The organism is Aurantiacibacter sp. MUD61 (assembly GCF_027912455.1).
In the GTDB taxonomy this organism is placed as follows: Bacteria; Pseudomonadota; Alphaproteobacteria; order Sphingomonadales; family Sphingomonadaceae; genus Alteraurantiacibacter.
The window spans coordinates 1,996,370-2,018,333 of record NZ_CP115446.1 but is presented as its reverse complement, the minus strand read 5'-3'; the positions used below and the strand labels follow the sequence as shown (position 1 = coordinate 2,018,333).

Annotated in this window: 23 protein-coding genes; 14 read left to right on the top strand and 9 right to left on the bottom strand. The window is 60.7% G+C overall.

Going from position 1 to position 21,964, the window contains the following annotated elements:
* Positions 1-10: 10 nt before the first annotated feature.
* On the bottom strand, positions 11-1,420 hold the full coding sequence (rmuC, locus tag O2N64_RS09635) for a DNA recombination protein RmuC (protein WP_271077396.1): 1,410 nt from the start codon (positions 1,418-1,420) through the stop codon (positions 11-13).
* A 533-nt stretch (positions 1,421-1,953) separates the two neighbouring features.
* Here rmuC and O2N64_RS09630 point away from each other — a divergent pair.
* Together O2N64_RS09630 and O2N64_RS09625 are read left to right on the top strand one after the other, a co-directional pair.
* Entirely contained in the window at positions 1,954-2,358 is a 405-nt protein-coding gene (locus tag O2N64_RS09630; protein ID WP_271077395.1) for a four-helix bundle copper-binding protein, read from the top strand.
* A 102-nt stretch (positions 2,359-2,460) separates the two neighbouring features.
* Positions 2,461-4,533, top strand: coding sequence for a spermidine synthase (locus O2N64_RS09625; RefSeq protein ID WP_271077394.1), 2,073 nt, complete (start codon positions 2,461-2,463; stop codon positions 4,531-4,533).
* Between the two features lie 58 nt (positions 4,534-4,591).
* Here O2N64_RS09625 and O2N64_RS09620 read toward each other — a convergent pair whose 3' ends face one another.
* From O2N64_RS09620 to recR, 3 genes are all read right to left on the bottom strand, one after another.
* Positions 4,592-4,795, bottom strand: coding sequence for a hypothetical protein (locus O2N64_RS09620; protein ID WP_271077393.1), 204 nt, complete (start codon positions 4,793-4,795; stop codon positions 4,592-4,594).
* On the bottom strand, positions 4,792-5,358 hold the full coding sequence (gene def, locus O2N64_RS09615) for a peptide deformylase (protein WP_271077392.1): 567 nt from the start codon (positions 5,356-5,358) through the stop codon (positions 4,792-4,794). The genes O2N64_RS09620 and def overlap by 4 nt, the downstream gene beginning before the upstream one ends.
* A gap of 122 nt (positions 5,359-5,480) precedes the next feature.
* Positions 5,481-6,077 (bottom strand): recombination mediator RecR, encoded by a 597-nt coding sequence (recR, locus tag O2N64_RS09610; RefSeq protein WP_271077391.1) that lies wholly within the window; start codon positions 6,075-6,077, stop codon positions 5,481-5,483.
* Positions 6,078-6,196: 119 nt separating this feature from the next.
* Between recR and fmt the strand changes: the two genes are divergently transcribed.
* Genes fmt through O2N64_RS09590 form a run of 4 tightly spaced genes read left to right on the top strand, consistent with a single transcriptional unit; the run spans position 6,197 to position 9,392 of the window.
* Positions 6,197-7,102, top strand: coding sequence for a methionyl-tRNA formyltransferase (fmt, locus tag O2N64_RS09605; RefSeq protein ID WP_271077390.1), 906 nt, complete (start codon positions 6,197-6,199; stop codon positions 7,100-7,102).
* Entirely contained in the window at positions 7,099-7,848 is a 750-nt protein-coding gene (gene truA, locus O2N64_RS09600; RefSeq protein WP_271077389.1) for a tRNA pseudouridine(38-40) synthase TruA, read from the top strand. The genes fmt and truA overlap by 4 nt, the downstream gene beginning before the upstream one ends.
* A gap of 25 nt (positions 7,849-7,873) precedes the next feature.
* The gene (locus tag O2N64_RS09595) at positions 7,874-8,983 is read left to right on the top strand and encodes a zinc-binding dehydrogenase (protein WP_271077388.1); all 1,110 of its coding nucleotides are present in this window, start codon (positions 7,874-7,876) and stop codon (positions 8,981-8,983) included.
* Positions 8,976-9,392 carry a hypothetical protein gene (locus O2N64_RS09590; RefSeq protein WP_271077387.1) on the top strand — a complete coding sequence of 139 codons (417 nt, stop codon included), beginning with the start codon at positions 8,976-8,978 and terminating at the stop codon, positions 9,390-9,392. Before O2N64_RS09595 ends, O2N64_RS09590 begins: the two co-directional genes overlap by 8 nt.
* On the opposite strand, the gene O2N64_RS09585 is transcribed toward O2N64_RS09590, so the two are convergent.
* The 3 genes from O2N64_RS09585 to cobS all read right to left on the bottom strand — a co-directional run bounded on the left by O2N64_RS09585 (position 9,389) and on the right by cobS (position 14,402).
* The gene (locus O2N64_RS09585; protein WP_271079634.1) at positions 9,389-11,557 is read right to left on the bottom strand and encodes a transglycosylase domain-containing protein; all 2,169 of its coding nucleotides are present in this window, start codon (positions 11,555-11,557) and stop codon (positions 9,389-9,391) included. The two genes, O2N64_RS09590 and O2N64_RS09585, sit on opposite strands and share 4 nt — an antisense overlap.
* A 125-nt stretch (positions 11,558-11,682) precedes the next feature.
* Positions 11,683-13,308: a M28 family peptidase gene (locus O2N64_RS09580; RefSeq protein WP_271077386.1), complete on the bottom strand. Its 1,626-nt coding sequence runs from the start codon at positions 13,306-13,308 to the stop codon at positions 11,683-11,685.
* Positions 13,309-13,418: 110 nt separating this feature from the next.
* Entirely contained in the window at positions 13,419-14,402 is a 984-nt protein-coding gene (gene cobS, locus O2N64_RS09575) for a cobaltochelatase subunit CobS (RefSeq protein WP_271077385.1), read from the bottom strand.
* A gap of 180 nt (positions 14,403-14,582) precedes the next feature.
* On the opposite strand from cobS, the gene O2N64_RS09570 reads away from it, so the two are divergent.
* From O2N64_RS09570 to O2N64_RS09560, 3 genes are read left to right on the top strand one after another with little or no spacing between them, the layout of a single operon-like run.
* The gene (locus O2N64_RS09570) at positions 14,583-15,380 is read left to right on the top strand and encodes a VOC family protein (protein WP_271077384.1); all 798 of its coding nucleotides are present in this window, start codon (positions 14,583-14,585) and stop codon (positions 15,378-15,380) included.
* Positions 15,377-15,982 carry a glutathione S-transferase family protein gene (locus O2N64_RS09565; RefSeq protein ID WP_271077383.1) on the top strand — a complete coding sequence of 202 codons (606 nt, stop codon included), beginning with the start codon at positions 15,377-15,379 and terminating at the stop codon, positions 15,980-15,982. Before O2N64_RS09570 ends, O2N64_RS09565 begins: the two co-directional genes overlap by 4 nt.
* A 39-nt stretch (positions 15,983-16,021) precedes the next feature.
* Positions 16,022-16,885 (top strand): oxygenase MpaB family protein, encoded by an 864-nt coding sequence (locus O2N64_RS09560; protein WP_271077382.1) that lies wholly within the window; start codon positions 16,022-16,024, stop codon positions 16,883-16,885.
* A 1-nt stretch (position 16,886) separates the two neighbouring features.
* On the opposite strand, the gene O2N64_RS09555 is transcribed toward O2N64_RS09560, so the two are convergent.
* Complete coding sequence (locus O2N64_RS09555; RefSeq protein WP_271077381.1) at positions 16,887-17,477, bottom strand: J domain-containing protein; 591 nt, start codon at positions 17,475-17,477, stop codon at positions 16,887-16,889.
* Between the two features lie 55 nt (positions 17,478-17,532).
* On the opposite strand from O2N64_RS09555, the gene O2N64_RS09550 reads away from it, so the two are divergent.
* From O2N64_RS09550 to O2N64_RS09530, 5 genes are read left to right on the top strand one after another with little or no spacing between them, the layout of a single operon-like run.
* Positions 17,533-17,826 carry a BolA family protein gene (locus tag O2N64_RS09550; RefSeq protein ID WP_271077380.1) on the top strand — a complete coding sequence of 98 codons (294 nt, stop codon included), beginning with the start codon at positions 17,533-17,535 and terminating at the stop codon, positions 17,824-17,826.
* A complete protein-coding gene (locus O2N64_RS09545; RefSeq protein ID WP_271077379.1) occupies positions 17,823-18,530 on the top strand; it encodes a glutathione S-transferase in 708 nt (235 codons plus the stop codon). The genes O2N64_RS09550 and O2N64_RS09545 overlap by 4 nt, the downstream gene beginning before the upstream one ends.
* A 14-nt stretch (positions 18,531-18,544) precedes the next feature.
* A complete protein-coding gene (locus O2N64_RS09540; RefSeq protein WP_271077378.1) occupies positions 18,545-19,432 on the top strand; it encodes a pirin family protein in 888 nt (295 codons plus the stop codon).
* 26 nt (positions 19,433-19,458) lie between these two features.
* Complete coding sequence (locus O2N64_RS09535; protein WP_271077377.1) at positions 19,459-19,959, top strand: FKBP-type peptidyl-prolyl cis-trans isomerase; 501 nt, start codon at positions 19,459-19,461, stop codon at positions 19,957-19,959.
* A gap of 2 nt (positions 19,960-19,961) precedes the next feature.
* Positions 19,962-20,855 carry an alpha/beta fold hydrolase gene (locus O2N64_RS09530; protein WP_271077376.1) on the top strand — a complete coding sequence of 298 codons (894 nt, stop codon included), beginning with the start codon at positions 19,962-19,964 and terminating at the stop codon, positions 20,853-20,855.
* On the opposite strand, the gene O2N64_RS09525 is transcribed toward O2N64_RS09530, so the two are convergent.
* On the bottom strand, positions 20,852-21,928 hold the full coding sequence (locus O2N64_RS09525) for a DUF2332 domain-containing protein (RefSeq protein ID WP_271077375.1): 1,077 nt from the start codon (positions 21,926-21,928) through the stop codon (positions 20,852-20,854). The two genes, O2N64_RS09530 and O2N64_RS09525, sit on opposite strands and share 4 nt — an antisense overlap.
* Positions 21,929-21,964 lie beyond the last annotated feature (36 nt).

Genomic DNA, 21,964 nt, shown 5'->3' with positions numbered 1-21,964 from the left:
AAGCCGCCGCTTATTTCTTCTCACCATCGCCCTGCAACAGCAGTGCGGGATCATCCTCCGAAATGTCTTCCGCCGTATAGCGCGGCGCGCCTTCGACGAGCGGGACGTCTTCGATTTCCTTGGAAATTTCGAGACCCTTTTCGGCCATGCGCTTGCCTGACGTGAGGACGTTGCGTTCGAAGCTGCCGACAAATTTGTTGTAATTGCTGACCGCCGTTTCGAGCCCGCCACCGACGCGCTTCATGTGTTCGGCAGCCACGCGGAGCCGGTCGTAGAGCTCTGCGCCCATCTTGCCGATTTCCTGCGCTTCGGCGGCCATCTTGTCCTGCCGCCAGACCTGCGCGACGGTTCGGGCGATGGCGACCAGATTGGTCGGCGTGGCGAGCAGCACGCCGTTCTTGAAGGCGAAATCCCACAGCTCTGGATCGGCTTCCAACGCGGCGGCTACGAAGTGCTCACCCGGCACGAACATCACCACATAGTCGGGTGCATCGTCGAACTGGCTTTGGTAGCTTTTGGCACCCAGCGTCTGCACGTGGTTGCGCATCGACTTCGCATGCAGGCCCATCTGCCGTGCGCGCTCATCCTCGTCATCCGCCTCGAACGCGGCCTGATAGGCGTTGAGCGAGACCTTGGCATCGATCACCAGTTTCTTCTGCCCCGGCACATGCACGATGGCATCGGGCCGCAGCCTCCCGCCTTCGGTATCGACCGACTGCTCCAGCTGGAAATCGGTATGTTCGGACAGGCCGCACTGCTCGAGCACATTCTGCAGCGCCCGCTCTCCCCAGCGCCCGCGCGCCTTGGGAGCATTGGTGAGCGAGTTACCGAGACGCTGCGCCTCGCGCCGCACCTCTTCCTGCCCGCGCCGCATATTCTCGATAAGGCCAGTCAATTGGCCGAAGGCATCGACGCGCTTGGCTTCCAATTGCTCGACCTGGGCCTCATATTTCTTCAGCCGATCATCGACGGGCTTCAGGAGCGTCGAAAGCTTCTCCGCACTGGCCTTTTCCGAATGGGCGAAGCGTTCGTTCGCCCGGGCGAGGAATGCCTCCTGAGCCTTGCCCAGAACCGCAGCGCCGGTGTTCTCGAATTCCTTCAGCAGCTTCTCACGGCTTTCTTCGAGCAAACGTTTCTGCTCGGCAAAACCTGCCGCCTGAGCCTTCAGCCCGGTAAGCTCTTCGCGCGCTTCATCCAGCCGCTTTTCGAGCCCGTCCGCGCGTTCCGCACGAACAGTGGCGTTCTCCAGATCGACAATCGCCTTGCGGAATTTCTCATCCAGCGCCTTCGCCTCCGCATCGCGTTCGGCATGGCGGGCTTTCCAATCGGCCACGGGTCGCGATCCAAAGAACCAGCCGAGGCCAGCGCCGATTACCAGCGCGATCGTGACAGAGATGAGTACGATATATTCAATTTGCATTCGAGTTCTCCCTGAAAAGGGACATGAGCTAAAGCTCACATCCCCAATCAGTACCTGTTCGCGCCTCGTCTATTTCACGAGAGTCGTTTGTGGCCCAATGATCCGCGAACATTCGCTCGAAATTTTGAACCGCCTGCCACCGATGCGCAAAGCTAATGGGTGAACTGCAAATGAAATTGCCATTTGGATCACGGCATTCCCAGTACCAACCTTCGCAACGCGCACGGATTCTTACACGCCAGTAAGGCATGGTCATTCTCCGTATCTACCGAGCTATTCGATACCGTCGCTGTCTGCCGTTGGCTTGATCCGGTTATGTCTCGCCAGCTTCTTGTGGCTGGTAGAGGGATGCCGTCACGTCGCAAAGTTACAGTTCCAGCTAAGGATTTATTCGATTCGGGGTCGCTCCAAAAAATTCCCGACTAGATAAACTTCTCTTTGTAGGCGCCGCTCGCAACCCAACATCGAAGTTATCCCCAGTCGGAACCAATCCCCCGCCCCGTTCGCTGATCTGGCAACCAAGGAGAAAAGCCATGTCGATCAAGGAAATGATTAGCGAGCATCCCAGTGTGGGTGACGATTACAACGAGCAGCTGGCGCAGGCGGTGAAATATGCCATGTATTGCGCGGCGATCTGCAATTCCTGCGCCGATGCGTGCAATGCCGAAACCGGCGATATGTCGGAATGCATCCGCAAATGCTCGGATTGCTCGGACATCTGCCAGGCCGTCAGCACCGTTGCCGCCCGCCGCACGCACGGCAACACTGTCGTCATCAAATCGCTGCTTGAAGCCTGCATCATCGCCTGCAAGGTCTGCGCCGAGGAATGCGCCAAGCACGACAACGATCACTGCCGCCGCTGCGAGAAAATGTGCCGCGAATGCATGGAAGATTGCATGAAGGCGCTGGACGGCATGGTCGACGCAGCGACCGCCTGATCAAACCCGTGCAAAGCCGCCTCGAAGCGCGGCTCTTATGGTTAAAACCTTTTTAACGCGTCCCCTGTAGCTCGGCCTGATCGAGTTACAGGGGACGTCTACGTGGACATTGCAGAAAACAATCCGGCCGCTCTGACCGACGCGCCGGAGAAAGCATCGCAGACAAGCCATCGCACCGATAGTGAGGGCAGAGTTGCCACGCGGCTGGTCGCGTCGGCCACGCTGATGCTGTTTGTGGAGCTGGCGCTGATCCGATGGCTCGGATCGAATGTGATCCACCTTTCCTACTTCTCCAATTTCGTGCTGCTGGGCAGCTTTCTCGGCATCGGTGCGGGCTTCCTGATCAGCCGCAAGAGCTGGTCGATCTGGCCGTGGTCGCTGCCGCTGCTCACCCTGCTGACCGTCGGCGTGATCCGTTACCCGATGAGCATCCAGCATGAGGGCGGAGAGATACTCTACTGGACCGCGCTGGAACTGGGCGGACCGCCTGCATGGCTCGCCCTGCCGCTGATATTTTGCCTCGTCGCCGTCATCCTGGCTGGCCCTGCGGAGCTGGTAGGCCGCTGCTTTGCCAAGCTGCCTGCCCTTAAAGCCTATCGCTGGGACCTGATCGGTTCACTCGCAGGCATCGTCGCCTTTTCAGCGCTCAGCTTCATGCATGCACCTAGCCTCGTCTGGGGCATGCTTGCGGGCGTGCTTTACGTCGCCCTGTCGGAAAAGAAGCGCCGCCTTGCGACGGTGGCTTGGACGCTGCCGCTGCTGGTGATCCTGTTCAATGAGAGCACCGATGAGAACATAAGCTGGTCGCCCTATTACAAGATCCAGACGCTCGATTCCGATCCCCCAATCGATGGCGTGGTCAATATCCGCGCCAATGGCGTACCCCACCAGATCATGGCTCCGCTCGAGCTTCGGCGGGCGATGCAATACGACATCTATTTCACTCCTTACGAGCGTCGGGCGTCTGCAGAGCTTGGCGATGTTCTGATCGTGGGGGCCGGATCGGGCTCGGACCTGGCAATTGCGCTCGATAGTGGTGCGCGCAGTGTCGACGCTGTCGATATCGATCCGCGTATCATGGAAGTCGGGATCGAACAGAATATCGATCGCCCCTATCAGGATCCGCGCGTCACGCGGCATATCAACGATGGGCGCGCATTCCTGGAAGGCACCGACAAAACCTACGATTTCATCCTGTTCGCCCTGCCGGACAGCCTGACGCTGGTAAACGGTGCATCGCAGATCCGCCTGGAGAGCTTCCTGTTCACCGAAGAGGCCATGCAATCGGTTCGCAATCGCCTCAATCCCGGCGGCACCTTTGCGATGTACAATTATTATCGCGAAGACTGGCTGATCGACCGTCTGGCCAACACAACCGCTGCGGCTTTCGGCCATGCGCCCTGTGTCGACACGTTCGATGACCAACAGGCTGTCATCACTGTGGGACTGACTCCTGCTGACCAGGCGTGTCAGGGCGTGTGGCAGCCTGTCAGCGCCGAAGCCGACATGCAGCCTGCCAATGACAATTCGCCTTTCATCTACTTCAAAGGTGATAACTTCCCGCCGCTCTACATCGTGACGCTGGGGCTGATCCTGCTCGCTTCGCTGATCACCGTGCGCACGCTCGGCGGTCCGCTGAAGGAAATGCGGCCCTATGCAGACCTGTTCTTCATGGGCGCGGCTTTCATGCTGCTGGAAACGAAAAACATCGCCACTTTCGCTCTGCTGTTCGGCACGACATGGTTCGTGAATGCACTGGTGTTCGGCGGCGTGCTGATCGTGGTGCTGGCGGCAGTCGAATACACCCGCAAGTTCAAGACCCCGCCGATCGGCTGGTGCTATGCAGCGATGCTCGCATCACTGCTGGCTGCGTTCTTCATCCCTGAAGAATGGCTGCTCGCCATGCCGTTCTGGCCGCGCGTCGTGGCTGCGGTGCTGCTGGCCTTCATTCCGATTTTCATCGCGAATGTGGCCTTCTCCAAGCGCTTCCGTGAAAGCGGCGATACGCGCAGTGCCTTTGCAGTGAACCTGCTCGGCACGATCCTTGGCGGGTGCCTGGAGTATGCCGCGCTGTTCACTGGTTACAACAACCTGCTGATCGTGGTGGGTGCGCTTTACCTGCTCGCCTTCGCGCTGATCCCCAAAGTCCGCCCGCAGGTGACCGGCGCTGGGTGACAAGCCGACACTTGATAAAGGAAAAGGGCCGCACCCGATGGAGCGGCCCTTTTTCGTTTCAATCCTCGCCGCGCGATTTCCACGTGGCAAAGAGGTTGTAGAGTATCCAGAAGCCGGTCGTGAAGAACACGAAATAGACCGCGAATTTGACGCTCAGCTCGTCCAGCGTGTCATCAGAGCTGACATAGCGCCAGATGCACATCACCACTGCATAGATAACGCCGGCGAGCGCAGCCCTTCGCAGGCTCAGCGGTCCCTTCACGCGGCTTCGCGCATCTTCTTCAGCTTCTTCAATGCCATTGACCGCTTCAGGCGGCTGAGGTGATCGATGAAGAGGATGCCATTCAGATGGTCCATTTCATGCTGGATGCAGGTGGCCAGCATGCCGGACATTTCTTCCTCATGTTGGTTGCCGTCGAGATCCTGATAGCGCACGCGGCAGCGGGACGGGCGCTCCACATCGGCATAGATATCGGGGACCGACAGGCAGCCTTCCTGATAGGTGCCCATGTCGTCGCTGGGATCGAGGATTTCCGGATTCACGAAAATGCGCGGGTCATTAATGACCGGCTGGTGGGTGTGCTTCGTGCCGTCATGCTCGCATTCGACAGGCTCTGCGTCCTTGTCCTCTTCCTGCAGGTCGATCACGAGCAGGCGAATGGGTTCGCCCACCTGGATCGCTGCGAGGCCAATCCCATGCGCTGCATACATAGTTTCGAACATGTCATCGACGAGCGTCTTAAGCTCCGCATCGAAAGTCTCGACGGGCTTGGACACGGTTTTGAGCCGGGGATCCGGCGCTTCAAGGATTTCTCTGATAGCCATGGGGTGAGATATAGTTCCGCTGAACGAAGTATTCAACGTTGCCGGCCCACCCCCACCCCCTCCCGCCTGCGGGAGGGGAGCGAGACTTGCCGAGCGCAGCGAGCTAGTCGCAGCGGGGTGGGCTAACCCAACGGCCTCCTTGCCCGCAGCGCCTGCGCAAGCGTTCCCTCGTCGAGGTAATCCAGCTCCCCGCCGACCGGTAGACCGTGGGCGAGCTGGGTGATCCGAACGGGGCGATCTTCGAGCTTCTCAGCGATATAATGGGCGGTCGTTTGCCCTTCGAGCGTCGCATTCATTGCAAGGACGACTTCGTCCACACCGCCTTCTGCCACGCGGCCGAGCAGCTGGTCGATAGTCAGGTCTTCTGGCCGCACGCCGTCAAGCGCGGAAAGCCTCCCGCCCAACACGTGGTATTTGCCGGTGAACAGCCGCGCGCGGTCAAGCGCCCACAGGTCCGCGACATCCTCCACCACGCAAATGCTTTTCGCATCGCGGCGCGGGTCGGCGCAGATCGTGCAGGGATTTTGCGTGTCGACATTGCCGCAGGTGTCGCATTCGACGAGCTTGTCCTGAACGGCGCCCAGAGCATCCAGAACCTGCTTCAAGGCCGTCTCACGGTGTTTGACCAGCCAAAGCACCGCCCGCCGCGCGGATCGCGGTCCGAGCCCGGGAAGCCGTGCCAAGGCTGCTGCCAGATTTTCGATTTCGGTGGAGGCCATTTTGTCTCACTATCCGCTCATGCTGAGCTTGTCGAAGCATCGCTTTTCCTTTTCACCGCGTGAAATAAGAAAGAACGACCCTTCGACAAGCTCAGGGTGAACGGTTAGGGGCTTTTGCGATGAAAATAATCTTCATGGGAACGCCCGATTTTGCCTTGCCGGTGCTCGAAGCGCTGGTGGAGGCGGGGCATGATGTGGTCGCGGTCTACTCACAGCCGCCGCGCCGTTCTGGCCGCGGCAAGCAGGAGCGCCCTTCCCCCGTCCACGCGCGGGCCGAAAAACTGGGCATCGAAGTGCGCAACCCGACCAGTCTTAAGGGTGCGGAGGAGCAGGAAGCTCTGGCCGCGCTTGGCGCGGATGTGGCGGTGGTTGCCGCCTATGGAATGATCCTGCCGCAAGCGGTGCTGGATGCGCCTAAGCACGGCTGTCTCAATGTCCACGGCTCCCTGCTGCCGCGCTGGCGCGGCGCCGCCCCGATCCACCGGGCGATCCAGGCGGGCGATGAGGAAACAGGCATCACCATCATGCAGATGGAAGCGGGCCTCGATACAGGCCCCATGCTGCTGAAAGAATGCACGCCAATCGATTGCAAGACGACCGGCGAATTGCACGATGAACTGGCGAAAATGGGTGCGCGGCTGATGGTCGAGGCTCTCTCTCGTCTCGATGAATTGAAGCCTGAGGAGCAGGACGACAGCCTCGCGACCTATGCGCCCAAAATCGAAAAGGCCGAGGCGCGGATCTACTTCGCCCAGCCGGCCGAGGATATCGAGCGCAATGTCCGCGCGTTTGCCCCCTTCCCCGGTGCCTGGTTTGAATTGAACAATGTCCGCGTCAAATTGCTGCGGACCGAAGTGGTCGATGCATCGGGCAAACCCGGCACTCTGATCGACGACAAAATGACCATCGCTTGCGGGCACGGTGCCTTGCGCCCCGTCACGCTGCAAAAGGCTGGCAAGCCGACCATGGGCCGCGAGCAATTCCTGCGCGGCAATCCCGTGCGTGAGGGGACGCAGCTTTCGTGACCCGCTTTGCGCTGACTATCGAATTTGACGGCGGGCCGTTCTGCGGACTGCAGCGGCAGCAGCATTCGCCATCGGTACAGCAAGCGATCGAGGAAGCGGCCCATGCGGTCACCGGCGAGGATGTAACGCTGCACAGCGCCGGTCGCACCGATAGCGGCGTGCATGCACTCGCGATGCGCAGCCATGTAGATATCGCGAAGGACATCGCGCCATTCCGGCTGATGGAGGCGCTCAATGCGAAGCTTCGCCCTGATCCCATCGCAATCATCGGCTGCGAGGAGAAAGCCGATGACTGGCATGCGCGCTTTTCCTGCACTGGCCGTTCTTACGAATATCGCATCCGCAATCGCCGCGCGCCGCTCACGATCGAAAAGGGCCGCGCCTGGCACATCGCCCGCGATCTGGACAGCGATGCCATGCATGAGGCGGCGCAGCTGCTGGTGGGGAACCACGACTTCACGACTTTTCGCAGTGCTCACTGCCAGTCCGCCAGCCCGGTCAAAACGCTCGACAAGCTCGATGTGACGCGTGAAGGTGATGCCGTGATTATCCGTGCCGCCGCGCGCAGTTTCCTGCATCATCAGGTCCGCTCCATGGTTGGCACGCTGGCGCTTGTCGGCCAGGGGCAATGGCGGACCCAACAGGTGGCCGAGGCGTTGGAGGCAAAAGATCGCTCGGCATTGGGCCTGAACGCCCCGCCCGAAGGCCTCTATTTCGTAGCCGCACAATATCCAGACGAGAATTAGGCCAAACGAGAATTAGGAGAAAGACATGACCACCGGACGCCAGCTCAAATCGACACTCACTTCCGACGGAACGCTGACTTTGGCGCTGGAGGAAAAGGAATTCCCCGCACCGACCGGCAATCAGGTGCTCGTCAAGATGGAGGCGGCGCCGATCAATCCCTCCGATCTTGCGCTGATGATCACCGGGGTCGACCTCGAAAATGCCGACTACTCGCCCGGCAAGATCGTGGCGCAGATGGATCCGCGCATGGCCGCTACCCAAGCGGCGCGACATGACAAGCCGCAGACGGTTGGCAATGAAGGCGCCGGCACAGTCATCGCTGCGGGCGACGGCGAGATGGCGCAGGCACTGATGGGTCAGCGCGTTTCCTGCGTTCCCGGCCATGCCTATGGCGAATATGCGCTGGCCGATGCGATGATGTGCCTGCCGCTGGGCGATCACTCAGCAGAGGAAGGCGCAAGTTCCTTCGTCAACCCACTGACCGCATTGGGTTTTGTCGAAACCGCCAAGCGCGAAGGTCACGATGCGATCATCCATGCGGCTGCTGCATCCAACCTTGGCCAGATGCTCAATCGGATTTGCCAGGAAGACGGCATGGGTCTGGTCAATATCGTGCGCAAGCAGGAACAGGTGGACCTGCTGAAAGGCATTGGTGCCAGCCAAGTGGTGAACTCGTCCGAGGACGATTTCGAAAAGCAGCTGGCCTCCGCGATTTCCGACACCGGCGCATACCTTGGCTATGATCCCATCGGCGGCGGCAAGACGACCGACACCTGCCTGCGCGCCATGGAGCGCGTCGCGGCGTCGAAAATGACCGAATACAGCCGCTACGGCTCCAATCAGGCGAAGAAGATGTACATCTACGGCCGCCTCGATCTCTCGCCCACGATCCTTACGCCCAGCTACGGCTTCGGCTGGACGGTATCCGGCTGGCTGCTCACCCCATTCCTCGGCAGCTGCGACATGGAAACCATGATGCGCCTGCGCCAGCGTGTGCAGCAGGGGCTGACAACCACCTTCGCCAGCTCTTACAAAGAGCGTGTCGGGCTGGAAGAAATGCTCACCAAGGATGCCATCATGGATTATGCGCAGATGAAGACGGGCGAGAAATATCTGGTGACCCCCCATGGCTAAGACGCCATCCAAGCCGAAATGGTATCACATCCCCATGACCTCCGCCGTGACGGAGGAAGAATACCATGCGAATATTCGCGGGCTGAATGTCGTTTTCGGGGCGGTGCTGGGCTTTGTGCTGGCGGACAGCACCTCGCTGGAAAACTATGATTTCGCGCTGCTTTTGTTGGTATCGGCTACGCTTGTCGTGATCATCCTGTATCTTGGTTCAAGCGTATACAAACTGTTCTACGGCGTTATGGCTATTATCGTGGTGGCCGCGCTGCCGACCATGCTTGAGATGGCCACCATAGCGGTGCCACCCAAATTGCAGGCGACTTTCGCCGTGTGGACCGCGATGGTCATTGTGCTGGAATTGCTGCCCCGGACAAAGCAGTCACCGGAAGAGAACGACAGCGAGGCGAGTTAGCGCTCCTGCCCGGAAGGTTGGCCGCTAGCCTCCTCCAGCCTGCGCTGGGCGGCTTCCTCATCCACGTCCAGCGTCAATTCGCCATCGCGCACACCGATCTGTAGCGGCACGCCTTCGACATCGGTCGAGAACACAGCTTCGCCGTCGCGGATCGACAGGCGGCTGCGCTCGCCCATCGGAATGTCTTCGAGATTGGGCACGTCCAGCGGTTCCACCGGCCCACTGGGATCGGGCGAAGGCGTAGCGCGGGGCGGAGCTGCCTCTGCGCCCAGCGCGCCGCGCATGAAATCGCGCCAGATGCGTGCGGGCAGTCCGCCGCCCGTCACGCCATCGAGCGGCGAATTGTCATCGTTCCCGATCCACACGCCGACCACCAGATCGCCTGCATAGCCGACGAACAGCGCATCGCGGTTGTTCTGCGTGGTGCCGGTCTTGCCGTAGTTGGCAACCGACAGTGTAGCCGCCCTACCCGTGCCATCGTTGATGGCGGCGCGCAGCATGTCCTGCATATCCTCATGATCGCTGGCGTTGAGGCTGCCACGGCCATTCGTCAGCCATTCAAACCATCCTTCTTCCTCCTGCGGAAAAGCGCGTGGGCTCACAGGGAAGGAATTGCCTGCCACCCCGGCATAGGCGGCAGTAAGTTCCAGGAGGCTCATGGTCGACGTTCCCAGCGCCAGCGACGGATCGCCATCGGGCAAGGGCGTGGTGATGCCAAGCTCGCGCGCGGTTTCGATTACGGCTTCACTGCCCACTTCGTTGAACAGGCGCACGGCTGCGACATTGGAGCTTTGCGCAAAGGCATCGCGCAACGTGATCACTTCGGAATACCGGTCGTTGGAATTCCCCGGCTGGTAGCTGCCCGAAGTAAACTCCGTGTTCGCGATCGTATCGCCTGGGCTCCACCCGGCGCGCAGGGCGGAGAGATACACGAATAGTTTGAAAGTCGATCCGGGCTGGCGGCGCGCCTGCGTCGCACGGTTGAAGGGACTTTCCGAATAATCGCGCCCGCCGATCATCGCCACGACTTCGCCATTTGTGCGCATGGCCACGAGCGCGACCTGCGCTTCTCCCAATGGCGCCCGCTCCACAACGCGCCGTGCGATGTTCTGGAGCCGCGAATCCAGCGTAGTGGTCAACGTTTCGCGCGAATAGGACATGCCGGAAATCTCGCGCGCTTCAGGCAGCGCCCAGTCGGCGAAATAGGTACCTGTCGGCAGATCGTTGCGCGTGCGCACATCGAGCGTGGGCACTGCCATTGCATCGGCCTCTTCCTGCGTCAGATACCCCGCCGCGACCATGGCATTCTTCACGAGCCCATATCGCGCGGCGGCAAGGTCCGGATTGCGAGTGGGAGCGAGGCGGCTTGGTGCTTGCAACAGCCCGGCCAGCATCGCTGCCTGTTCGGGCCGCAAATTCTCCGGATGGCGATAGAAGTAATGCAGGCTGGCAGCGCGAATGCCGTACATATTGTCGCCGAAATAGGCGTTGGAGAGATAGCGTTCGAGGATCTCATCCTTCGTCAGCCAAGCCTCCAGCCAGAATGCAATCAGCGCCTCTCGTGCCTTGCGGGTCAAAGTCTGTTCGGGGGTGAGAAACGTGAATTTTGCCAGCTGCTGGGTGATGGTCGATCCACCGCCCACGCCGGTGAAGACCGCGCGACCAATGCCGCGCGGATCGACACCCCAGTGCGAATAGAAGCGCCTGTCTTCGATCGCGAGGAACGGCTCGATCACATGGTCGGGCAGCTCCGATACCTGCACCGGCTCATCCACCACCGCGCCGTTGCGCGCGATCGGCGTGCCGTCAGCGGCGAGCAGCGTGATCTGCGGCGGCGCGATCGGCTCGAGGCTTTTGGAAAGCGGTGCGGTGATCGCGAGATAACCGACCAGCAGGATGAAAACTGCAAGGAACGCCGCCGTCCATCGGCTGATCCACCACAACCAGCTCTTGTCCTGCCAGCGCGACGGAATGATCCGCCGCCACCCCTGGCTGTATTTCCGCTGGGGACGGGTAAAGCCACGATCGTCATATCGGGCCAGAAAATCGTCATCATCGTCCAGCCCGTGCAGAGGGCTCCACGGCGCATTTTCCAGCGCGAGATCGCGCTCTGACCAGCGGTCTTCCGGCTCGCTCCGCGCAAACAGCTTTCGAAACATACCCATCACTGAACTGTATTAGCGATGCAATACAGCAATTGCGAGCAGTTTCTGGCCATTCTCTTTAGCAACCCCGTCCAGCGGAAGCGTGATCCATCGACGGACGAAGCTGAATGCACCCTGATCCGCGACTATTCGCCTTCTGCGATATGCCCGCCGAAAGCCCGACCGAAATACTCTTCCGGCAGCCAGCCGGGGCGTGCATCCATGTTGGAGACATTGCGCAGCACCAGATAAGCGATGTCGGTAAAGCGGCCGAGCTGCTCATACTCGATCAAATCGGCTTCGTCCGAAGGCTGGTGGTAATGGGTCGAAAGGAAGGACGTCTGCGCAGCCTCCCCATCGTTGCCGAAGCCGAGCTCCACATAGACAGCCGGGATGCCGCGCTCGACATAGGAATACTGGTCCGAACGGAAGAAGAATGCCTCACCCGGATTCGGATCGGGGACGAGTTCTAGACCGTATTCGCTCACCGCAGATGCGACATGCGGGCCGAGGTTGGATCGGTCCGAACCAAAGGCCACAATGTCGCTGAAGGGCCATGTGAGCACAGGCATGTCGACGTTCACATTCGCCACCAATTCGCCCTGCTCCAAGCCGGGATTTGCAGCGTGGTAGGATGATCCGATCAGGCCCAGTTCTTCTGCGCCAAGCGCGACAAACAGCAGCGGGCGACGGCCCGGCTCTGCGCGCATCAATCGGGCCATTTCCATCAACGCCGAGACGCCGGTCGCATTGTCCATCGCACCATTGAAGATGCGGTCCCCATCCTCGGTCGGATAGCGCGAAATGCCTTCGTGATCGAGGTGAGCGGTCACCACAACATATTGGTCTGCCAGCGCCGGATCGGTACCGGGCAGCATGCCGATGACATTGGAGGTTTCGAGCGCGGGCTCGATTTCATTGGCGAAGCTGATCCGTGCGCGCGATCCAATTTCAAAGCTCGGCAGCGGCGTCATGCCATTGGCCTGCGATGCGGACACTTCATCGATGGAAATCTGCTCACCTTCGAGCAAGGCACGCGACAGTTCTTCCGATGCCACGAGCGAGACCTGCGGGCCTTCAACCAGATGACCCGGTACACCATCCGGGCCGAGCCAGGTCAGCCCACCCACGCCAGCAAAGAATGGCGCGCCACGTTCAAAGGGAATGCGCGACGAAAGTTCGGGCGTCCACAGCATGATCGCACCGATCGCACCGCGCTCTGCAAGGCGCGCGGTTGCCTGATTTTGCAGGATGCGCGTTTCGAGCGGATCGAGGCCTTCGGGCGAACCATAAACCCAAAGGGCAATCTTGCCCTCCAGATCGACACCCGACATATCGTCAAAGCCAAGGTCGGGCCGGTCATAGCCATAGCCGACGAAGACCATTTCGGCTTCAAATCGGCCACTACCCGCATTGGGCAGGCCGCCGCCGACAATATCCGTGCCGTAATCCACTTTGCGCGAATTGCCGTCCGCATCGACGATGGCAACGCTGGTGTCGCGCGCCTGACGGACGCGGACCAGCTCGAAATTCTGATACCAGCTGCCGTCATCCCCGCCCGGCTGCAGGCCGATATCGGCAAAACGTCCGGCGACATACTCCGCAGCGCGATCATATCCGGGAGTGCCCGCTTCGCGCCCTTCCATGTCATCATCGGCAAGGATGCGAACATCATTCTCCAGCGTCGCGCGATCGGAAAGCGCGTCCTGCGCGGCGAGCGGCGTTGCCAGCAATGATGCAGCCAAAGTGGCCAGAACAGTCAGTTTTTTCATAGGAATCGCGATGCCCATCTGCGCAATTGGTATTGAGCGCAGAGTGCTACACGACCGCATCCGGCGCGCAAGGGGCACGCCGGGATTTACCCGCATCGGCGGGGAACGCCTCAGTCTTTGGAGACGACGCTTTCAGGCAATTCGGTGCCGAATACGCGCTGGTAATATTCTGCGACCAGCATCCGCTCTGCCTCATCACACTTGTTGAGAAAGCTGAGCCGGAAGGCAAAGCCAGGATCGCCGAAGATTTCGGTGTTCTGCGCCCAGGTGATCACCGTACGCGGGCTCATCACGGTTGAGATATCGCCGTTCATGAAGCCCTGACGGCTGAGGTCTGCCACGCGGATCATATCCGCCACCAGATCCGCACCCAGCGTCGTTTTCGCGCCCACGATCTCGCGCTCGGTTTCGGCAGGCAGGTAATTCAGGCCGACCACGATATTCCAGCGGTCCATCTGGCCCTGGTTGATCGCCTGCGTGCCGTGATAAAGGCCGCTGGTATCGCCGAGACCGACGGTGTTGGCGGTCGCGAAGAGGCGGAAATGCGGGTCCGGGCGGATCACGCGGTTCTGGTCGAGCAAAGTCAGCTTGCCCGCCTGTTCCAGCACACGCTGGATCACGAACATCACGTCCGGTCGGCCAGCGTCATATTCGTCGAACACCAATGCGACTGGATGCTGCAAAGCCCACGGCAGAAGGCCTTCGCGGAATTCAGTCACCTGCAAGCCGTCACGCAGCACAATGGCATCGCGGCCGATAAGATCGATACGGCTGATATGCGCGTCGAGATTAATGCGAACAGTCGGCCAGTTGAGGCGGGCGGCAACCTGTTCGATGTGAGTCGACTTACCCGTGCCGTGATACCCCTGGATCATCACGCGGCGATTGTGGGCAAAGCCAGCCAGGATCGCCAGCGTCGTGTCCGGATCGAAAACGTAGCTTTCGTCGGTATCGGGCACGCGTTCATCGGCCTTGGAAAAGGCCTGCACTTTCATGTCGATATCGATGCCAAAGGTCTCGCGCACATCGACTTCGGTGTCGGGCGCGGCCATCACGGTGGTTCCGGTTTCGGTGCTGTTTGTCATCTCATTCATCTCGCGAGCGTGCCTAGACGCGCGAGAGGTGCGCTGCAACAAGGTATTGTGACGGTAGAGGTGGGAGGCCGCTCGCGCTGGTCCCCAGCCCCTCACGCGTCGCGCGAAGAATTGACCGATTACATTTGTTCACGTAACGTTCCCACGGGACTCGGCGCTATGCCATAGAGGGGAAGAGTGATGGCCAACCAACACGGCGATTTTGTCTGGTATGAATTGATGACCAGCGATGCGGACGCGGCGCAGGACTTCTATTCGGGGCTGCTCGGCTGGAATTATGCGGAATCCGGACAAGACGGCGTCGATTATCGGATGTTCTCGGCTGGTGAGGCGCAGATCGGTGGTCAGCTTCAGCTTACGCCGCCCATGGTCGAACATGGCGCACGCCCGGCCTGGGTTGGCTATATCCGCGTGGACGATGTGCCCGCAGCTCTCGAGAAAGCCCGCGCTTCGGGCGCGACTGTGCTGATGGAAGGCAATGAAGTGCCGGGCGTCGGCCCGTTTGCCATGCTGCACGATCCCGAAGGCGCATTCTATTACATTATCGATGACCAGTCAGGTGAGGAAAGCCACGCTTTCTCAACGCACGAACCGAAAGTGGGCCATTGCGCATGGAACGAGTTGATGGCGGGCGACAAAGCAGCCGAGATATCCTTCTACAGCAACCAGTTCGGCTGGAGCGTAGCAGAGACGATGAATATGGGACCGATGGGTACTTACGACATGCTGAAGTGCGGTGCGGATCGCGATTTCATGTTCGGCGGCATGATGGCCCGGCCACCGGCGATGCCGGTCTCGATGTGGACATTCTATTTCCGCGTGCCGGACATTCACGCCGCTGCCGACTATGTGAAAGACAGGGGCGGCGAGATCCTCAACGGCCCCATGGAAGTGCCCGGCGGTGACATGTGTATCAATGCGATGGACCCGCAGGGTGCGATGTTCTCCATCATCGGATCGCCGGGAGACAAACAGTGAGCAGCTACACGCTTTTCTTCAACCCGATGAGCCGGGCGATGATTGCCAAATGGGCTTTCGCCGAGGCTGGCGTTGAGCCGGAGCTTGTTATGGTCGAGTGGGAGAAGAAGCCGCAGTGGCTGCTCGATGCCAATCCCATGGGCAAGTTGCCGACGATCATTCACCACCACCAAGGCCATGACCATGTGGTGACCGAGGCTGCAGCGATTTGCCATTATCTGGCGGAAATGGATGCGCCGGACCTTCTACCTCGGCCCGAAGAGAAGGCTGACTATTTCCGCTGGCTGTTCTTCGCATCGGGCCCGGCGGAAGCCGCAATCACCAATAGAGCGCTTGGCTGGGAGCCCAAGAGTGCCAAGGAGCAGATGACCGCAGGTTTCGGAAGCTACGATCGTGTGGTCGACACACTCGATGCGTGGTTCAAATCACACGATTATGTTTGCGGTGACCGCTTCACCATGGCGGATGTCTATGTTGGCGCACAGGTCGACTGGGGGATCACCTTCGGAACCCTGGCAGAGCGCGATAGCTTCAAGGCCTATCAGGAGCGGCTGCGTTCGCGCCCGACCTATGCCGCTGCGATGAACCCGCCTGACCTTTAGGGCACTCGCATTCGGCGGCAATGCGCCTAAATTGAAGATATGGCGCGCCGCCCTTTCCCCGATCCGGTCGAATTTACCCGGCTGAAGCTGGTCGAGCGAGTGCGCGCGGCGTTCAACGACGCGTCCAAAGGCGAAGCGCCGATCCCCCCTTCCGATGAAGCGTTCTTCGCCGCCAATACGCCCATTCGCATGGTGCATGCCGATCTCGTCAGCATGATGGTGGGCGGGATGTCCGCGCTGTTGTTGCAGATGCTCCATCCACATGCGCTGCAAGGCGTGCTCGATTTTTCCAATTTTCGTGAGAACATGCACGGCCGCCTTCGCCGCACAGCGCGCTTCATCGCGGTGACGACTTACGGCCACCGTGATGATGCGGAGGCGGCGATTGCGCGGGTCAATCGTATTCATTCGAAGGTGACAGGCACGCTTCCCGATGGGTCCGCCTATGAAGCGAGCAACCCGCGCACGCTGGCCTGGGTGCATGTCACCGAAGCGCTGATGTTTCTCGAAGCATGGCTCGTCCATGTCCGGCCGGAAATGCCGCTTTCCGAACAGGACGAGTATTTCCGGCAGTTTGCTTTAATCGCGCGTAAACTTGGCGCCGATCCGGTGCCGGAAACGAAGGCCGAGGCACAAGCGGTGTTCCGCACCTTGCGGTCTGACCTGCGCGCGACGCCGCAAGCGCGCGAAGTCGCCGAACTGGTGCTGGAGCATCGCCCGCCGGGTGCAGCGGGCACGATCCAGCCGTTTATGGCGAATGCGGCAGTATCGCTTCTGCCGCCCTTTGCGCGCACCATGCTCGATCTCGATGCGCCGGGCCTTTCGGCCCTGCCGTCAAAGCTTGTCACCGGGGCGCTGGGCGGCACGATGCGCTGGGCGTTCCAGCAAAAACCGCGCGGATAGATCAGGCGAAAGCCGCTGCGCGCCGCAGCAGCTGATAGGCCTCGACCACGCGCTGCAGCCGCGCCTCATGCGCGCGGTCTCCGCCGTTGCGATCGGGGTGATAGCGCCGGACCAGTGCCGAATAGCGACGGCGAAGTTCCGGCCTGTCCGTCTTCGGTCCAAGCCCCATGATTTGCAGGGCCTCGCGCTCTCGCGGGGTGAAACGGCTGAAATTCTCATGCTTGCGCCCGGCTGCGGCGCGCTTGATGTCCCCCGCCCGCGCGCCGATCGCGTCGAGTGGATCGGCAAAGTCAGCCCAGCGCGGCATGCCATCGACACCCGCGGTGGGTTTAAATGCCGGGGATTCTGTCTGCCAGCCCGAGCCGGGGGCCTGCGCCCTGTAAATCTCGTCCGCGCTCATTCCTTCGAACCAGTCGTATCCGGCATTGAACTCGCGCACATGCTCGAGGCAGAACCAGCGCCATTCGCCCGGACCGTCAAATGAGTTGCCGGCCCCGCCGGGTGCGCGGAATTCTCCGGGTTCGCGGCAGGTGGGATGCTCGCACACCCTTCCCTCGCTCTCATACCGGCCGTGAAATCTCTCGTTTCGCATGAGCGCCCACAAATGGGGATTGCACCGGCTGTTGGAAACCCCCAATTTGGTCCGCATGACCGGACCAGTTGCAAACGAAATCACCCAGCTCCTTACCCATGCTCTCAAGCCCACACGGCTCGAAGTCATCAACGATAGCGCGCATCACGCGGGCCACTCGGGCGATGACGGCAGCGGCGAAAGCCATTTCACAGTCATCGTGGAAAGCCCCGAATTCGAAGGCAAGAACCGCCTCGCCCGCCAGCGCATGGTGCTGGCCGCCCTGGGCAATATTCCGGGCGAGCGGGTCCACGCCTTTGCCATGAAATGCTATGCGCCAGGTGAAGCCCCAGGGGGAGAAGCGCCATGAGCGTTGAGCTGTGGTATTGGCCGAACATCCCCGGTCGCGGCGAATTCATCCGCCTGTTTTGCGAGGCTTTCCAGATCGACTACACCGACATGGCGCGCGAACAGAGCGCCGATGCGCTGGTCGAGCATATGCATGGCCTTGAGGGCATCCGCCCCTTCGCCCCGCCTTACATCGTCGATGGTGATGTCACGATCGGCCAGACCCCGCTGATCCTGCAATATCTCTCCGACAAGGAGGGGCATGGTTCGGGCGAGATGGAAACCGACCTGCAATTGCTCCAGCTCCAGCTCGACATCGCCGATTTCGTGGAGGAAGTGCACAGCGTCCACCATCCCATCGCGAGCGAACTCTATTATGCTGATCAGATGGACTCAGCTTTTGAGAAGGCCGGCTATTTCCGCGCCCAGCGCATCCCCAAATACCTGATCCATTTCGACAACGCGATCGCTGCCAATGGCGGCCCGTTCACCCTTGGCCAGCAGCCCAGCCATGTCGACACCAGCCTGTTCCAGATCATGGAGGGGCTGGATTATATGTTCCCCAATTACATGAAGGAAATGCAGGGAACGTGGACTTATCTCGAAGGTCTGCAGGGCGCAGTGCCCGAGATAGAAGGGCTCGCCGAGTACCTCGCCAGCGAACAGCGGATGGATTTCAACGAAGACGGCATCTTCCGCCATTATGAGGAACTGGACGAGCAGTAGGGGCTTGATTGGGCATGAGCATTATCAAGACCGTCACGCCCGTTTCTCATGACCTTGGCGAATTTACCGTTCGCCGCGCTGTGCCGAGCAAGGAATGCCGCATGGTCGGCCCCTTCGTGTTCGTCGACCAGTTTGGTCCGGCCCAGCTCGATCTGGGCAGCGGCATGGATGTGCGTCCGCACCCGCATATCAATCTCGCGACCGTAACATGGCTGTTTGATGGTGCGATCGACCATCGCGATAGCCTCGGTACGTTTTCGACTATTCGACCGGGTACGGTGAACTTGATGACTGCCGGAACGGGCATCGTTCATTCCGAGCGCAGCCCTATGGTCGAGCGTGAGAAGGGTCCTTCACTCTACGGCATGCAGACCTGGCTCGCGCTTCCCGATGGCAAGGAAGAAATCAACCCGGCTTTCGAAGCAGTGAGCGATTTGCCGTGGATCGATGGCGATGGCGCGCGTGCCTGCATCATCATGGGCGAGCTGTGGGGCGAGCGGGCCTCCACCACTTGCCACGCCGAGACCATTTACGCCGAGATCGTGCTACAGGAAGGCGGCTCAATCCCCATCGATGCGGAGGCCGACGAACGCGCGGTGATGCTTGTCGGCGGCGACGCCTCGCTCGATGGTCAAGCCTTGAAGCTTTACGATCTCGTCGTGCTCAAACCCGGCGAGGCGATGACGCTTTCGAGCCGCAGCGGCGCGCGTGCGATGCTGCTTGGCGGAGAAGCTTTCCAGACCAAGCGCCATGTGTGGTGGAACTTCGTCAGCAGCGATCGCGAACGTATCAATCAGGCCAAGGAAGACTGGCGCGAAGGCCGCTTCGCCAAGGTGCCGGGTGATGATGCGGAATGGATTCCCCTGCCCGATGGCGAGCCCAAAACTGTGAGCTATCCCTAGGTCCAGAATTGGTTATGAAGGGGGCCATGAAAAACGCATTGCTCCCCATCGCCGCCCTTTTCATCGCCAACCCCGCCATCGCGCAGGATACATCTGCCGCGCCCGTACCCGGCTCCCCGGGAACGATCGAATGGCACAACGCACAGCAACAGGCCCTGCATTCGCTTTCGGCTGAAGATGGCTGGTATCGGCTCGATGGCGGCGTGATGTTTCGGCGCACTGCAGGCGATGGCTCCGGCCCCGCGCCTGAAGTCTCTGACGAGATTACCATCCATTACACAGGCACCTTTCCTGACGGCGAGGTGTTCGACAGTTCGGTCGAGCGCGGCGAGCCCGCCACCTTCCCGCTGTCCCGCCTCATCACCGGATGGCAGATCGCCATTCCATACATGGGCGTGGGCGATACGGCGGAAATCGTCATCCCCGCGACCAGCGCCTACGGACTGCAGGGGCGCGGGCCCATTCCCGGCGGCGCAACGCTTCTGTTCACGATCGAACTGCTTGGCATCCCCAGCGAAGGAGTGTGAGCATGTCCGATCTGACGCCAGTCAAGCTCCCGAACGGTATCACGCTGGATGTCTGGGATAGCGGCCCGGAAGATGCGCCTGCGCTCATCTTCCTGCACGGTTTCCCGGAAAACCACCGCACGTGGCGGCATCAGATCGAGCATCTCAACACCAGTTTTCGCTGCATCGCGCCGGATCAGCGCGGCTACGGCAATTCGTCGAAGCCCGAAGGCGTGGAACATTACGACGCGCAATCGCTGATCGGCGATATCTTTGCGCTCGCGAAGGAGCTGGGCGTCGCGAAATTCACGATCATTGGCCATGATTGGGGCGGCGCGCTCGCTTGGGGCGTTGCCGCATTCGGCCAGGCGATGGGCGTTGTCGAGCGGCTCGTGATCGCCAATGCGCCGCATCCCGCGATCTTCCAGCGCCTGCTGTTCGAAGACGAGGCGCAGCGCGCTGCCAGCCAGTATATGCGGACCTTCCGCGATCCTGCGCATGACGGCGTAATCCGCGAAGCCGGTCTTGTCGGATTGTTGCAGAGCGCGCTCAGCTGGGAAAACCGCCCGGCTTACGCGCCGGAAGAAATGGCTAAACTGGCGGCGCAGTGGGCCAATCCGGACAATGCCTTTGCCATGCTGAATTGGTACCGCGCGAGCGGTATCGCCGTGCCGCCGATGGAAGAGCCCTTCGGCCTGCCCAAGGGCTACAGCGATCCGCCCTTCCCGCCGCTGACCCTCCCGACGCTGGTCATCTGGGGCACGGGCGATGAAGCGCTGCTACCGGCCAATCTGGATAGGCTGGACGACTGGGTGCAGGATTTGACTATCGCGCGCGTCGAAGGCGCGGGTCATTTCATTCCGTGGGAAGCTCCGGAGCCGGTGAACGCCGCGCTGGACGAATTCCTCGGGGGTTAGCCCTTCCACTCCACCCACGCGCCATGTGGGTGCGCCTCCGCCAGCAAATTGGTCCCTTCGCCGCCTGGCCAATAGCGCACGCGCAATTCGTGGCGGAAAGTCTTGCGATTGGTTTCCAAGCTGATCCACGCCAGCGGCTTTTCCGCCGTCGCAGCCGATCCCGCCTCTTCCATAGCCTGCGTAATCGCCTCGCGCGTTACCTCAGGCAGATATTGCCACATGATCGTGTGGAACAGCACGCGGGTGATGCCTTCATCCTGCGGGGCGGCGAGCATTTCTGTCACGAATGCACCCGCATCCTGCCGCGCAATCTCTGGCGGCATCCGCTCCGCAAGCGAAATTGCCGTGTCGAGCCGCGCCATCCGCTCGGTCGCCTCTGGCCAGATATAGGCTTTCAGGCGTAGCGCCTGCGCTTCATCGGTCAGGTCCACCGGCGCGACATCGCAGCCCTTCGCATCGACGATCTCGACGGGATTGGCGGGCGGCGCATCACCGCGCCATTCAGGCACCAGCTTGAGCGAGCCGAGCGAAGGCCCAGCCTGCACGCCGCCAAGGCCGAAGGCGAAGCGTCCCATCATCGTGTTGATGCCAGCGCTCGCGCCGATTTCGTGCAGCGCGAATTTGGGGCCGAGCTTTCCCGATAACCACATCAATGCCGCCATCACGCTGGCAGAACGGCCCGCTTCATTGGTCTGCGGAGGGCTGTCGAACCATGGCAGCAATACGTGATCGAATTTCTGTGCGGTCTCTGAAACCAGCGCATCCACCTGCCCCTGATCGGTCATCAAACCTTGGTAGATCTCGCCCAGCCGCGGCTCTTCGCCGGTAAGAAACAGCCAGTGAAAACCTGCAGCGATGCGCAAGGGCACCGCGTCTTCCAGCGTAAGACCGTGCCAACTGCCCAGCCGCCGCGCAATTGTCGTGTCGGTCTGCAGCACCGCGAGGAGGGCGCGAACCATGCGGGCAGTGTTGGGCGCGCCTGCTTCATCGGCATGGTCGGCCTGCCACGCAATCGCTTCTTCTACACTGCTGATTTCCATAATCGCGCCATCACTGCCTTTTGCTGCGGCCATATACATTGCCCTTTGCCCTGCTTGCCCCTACATCGC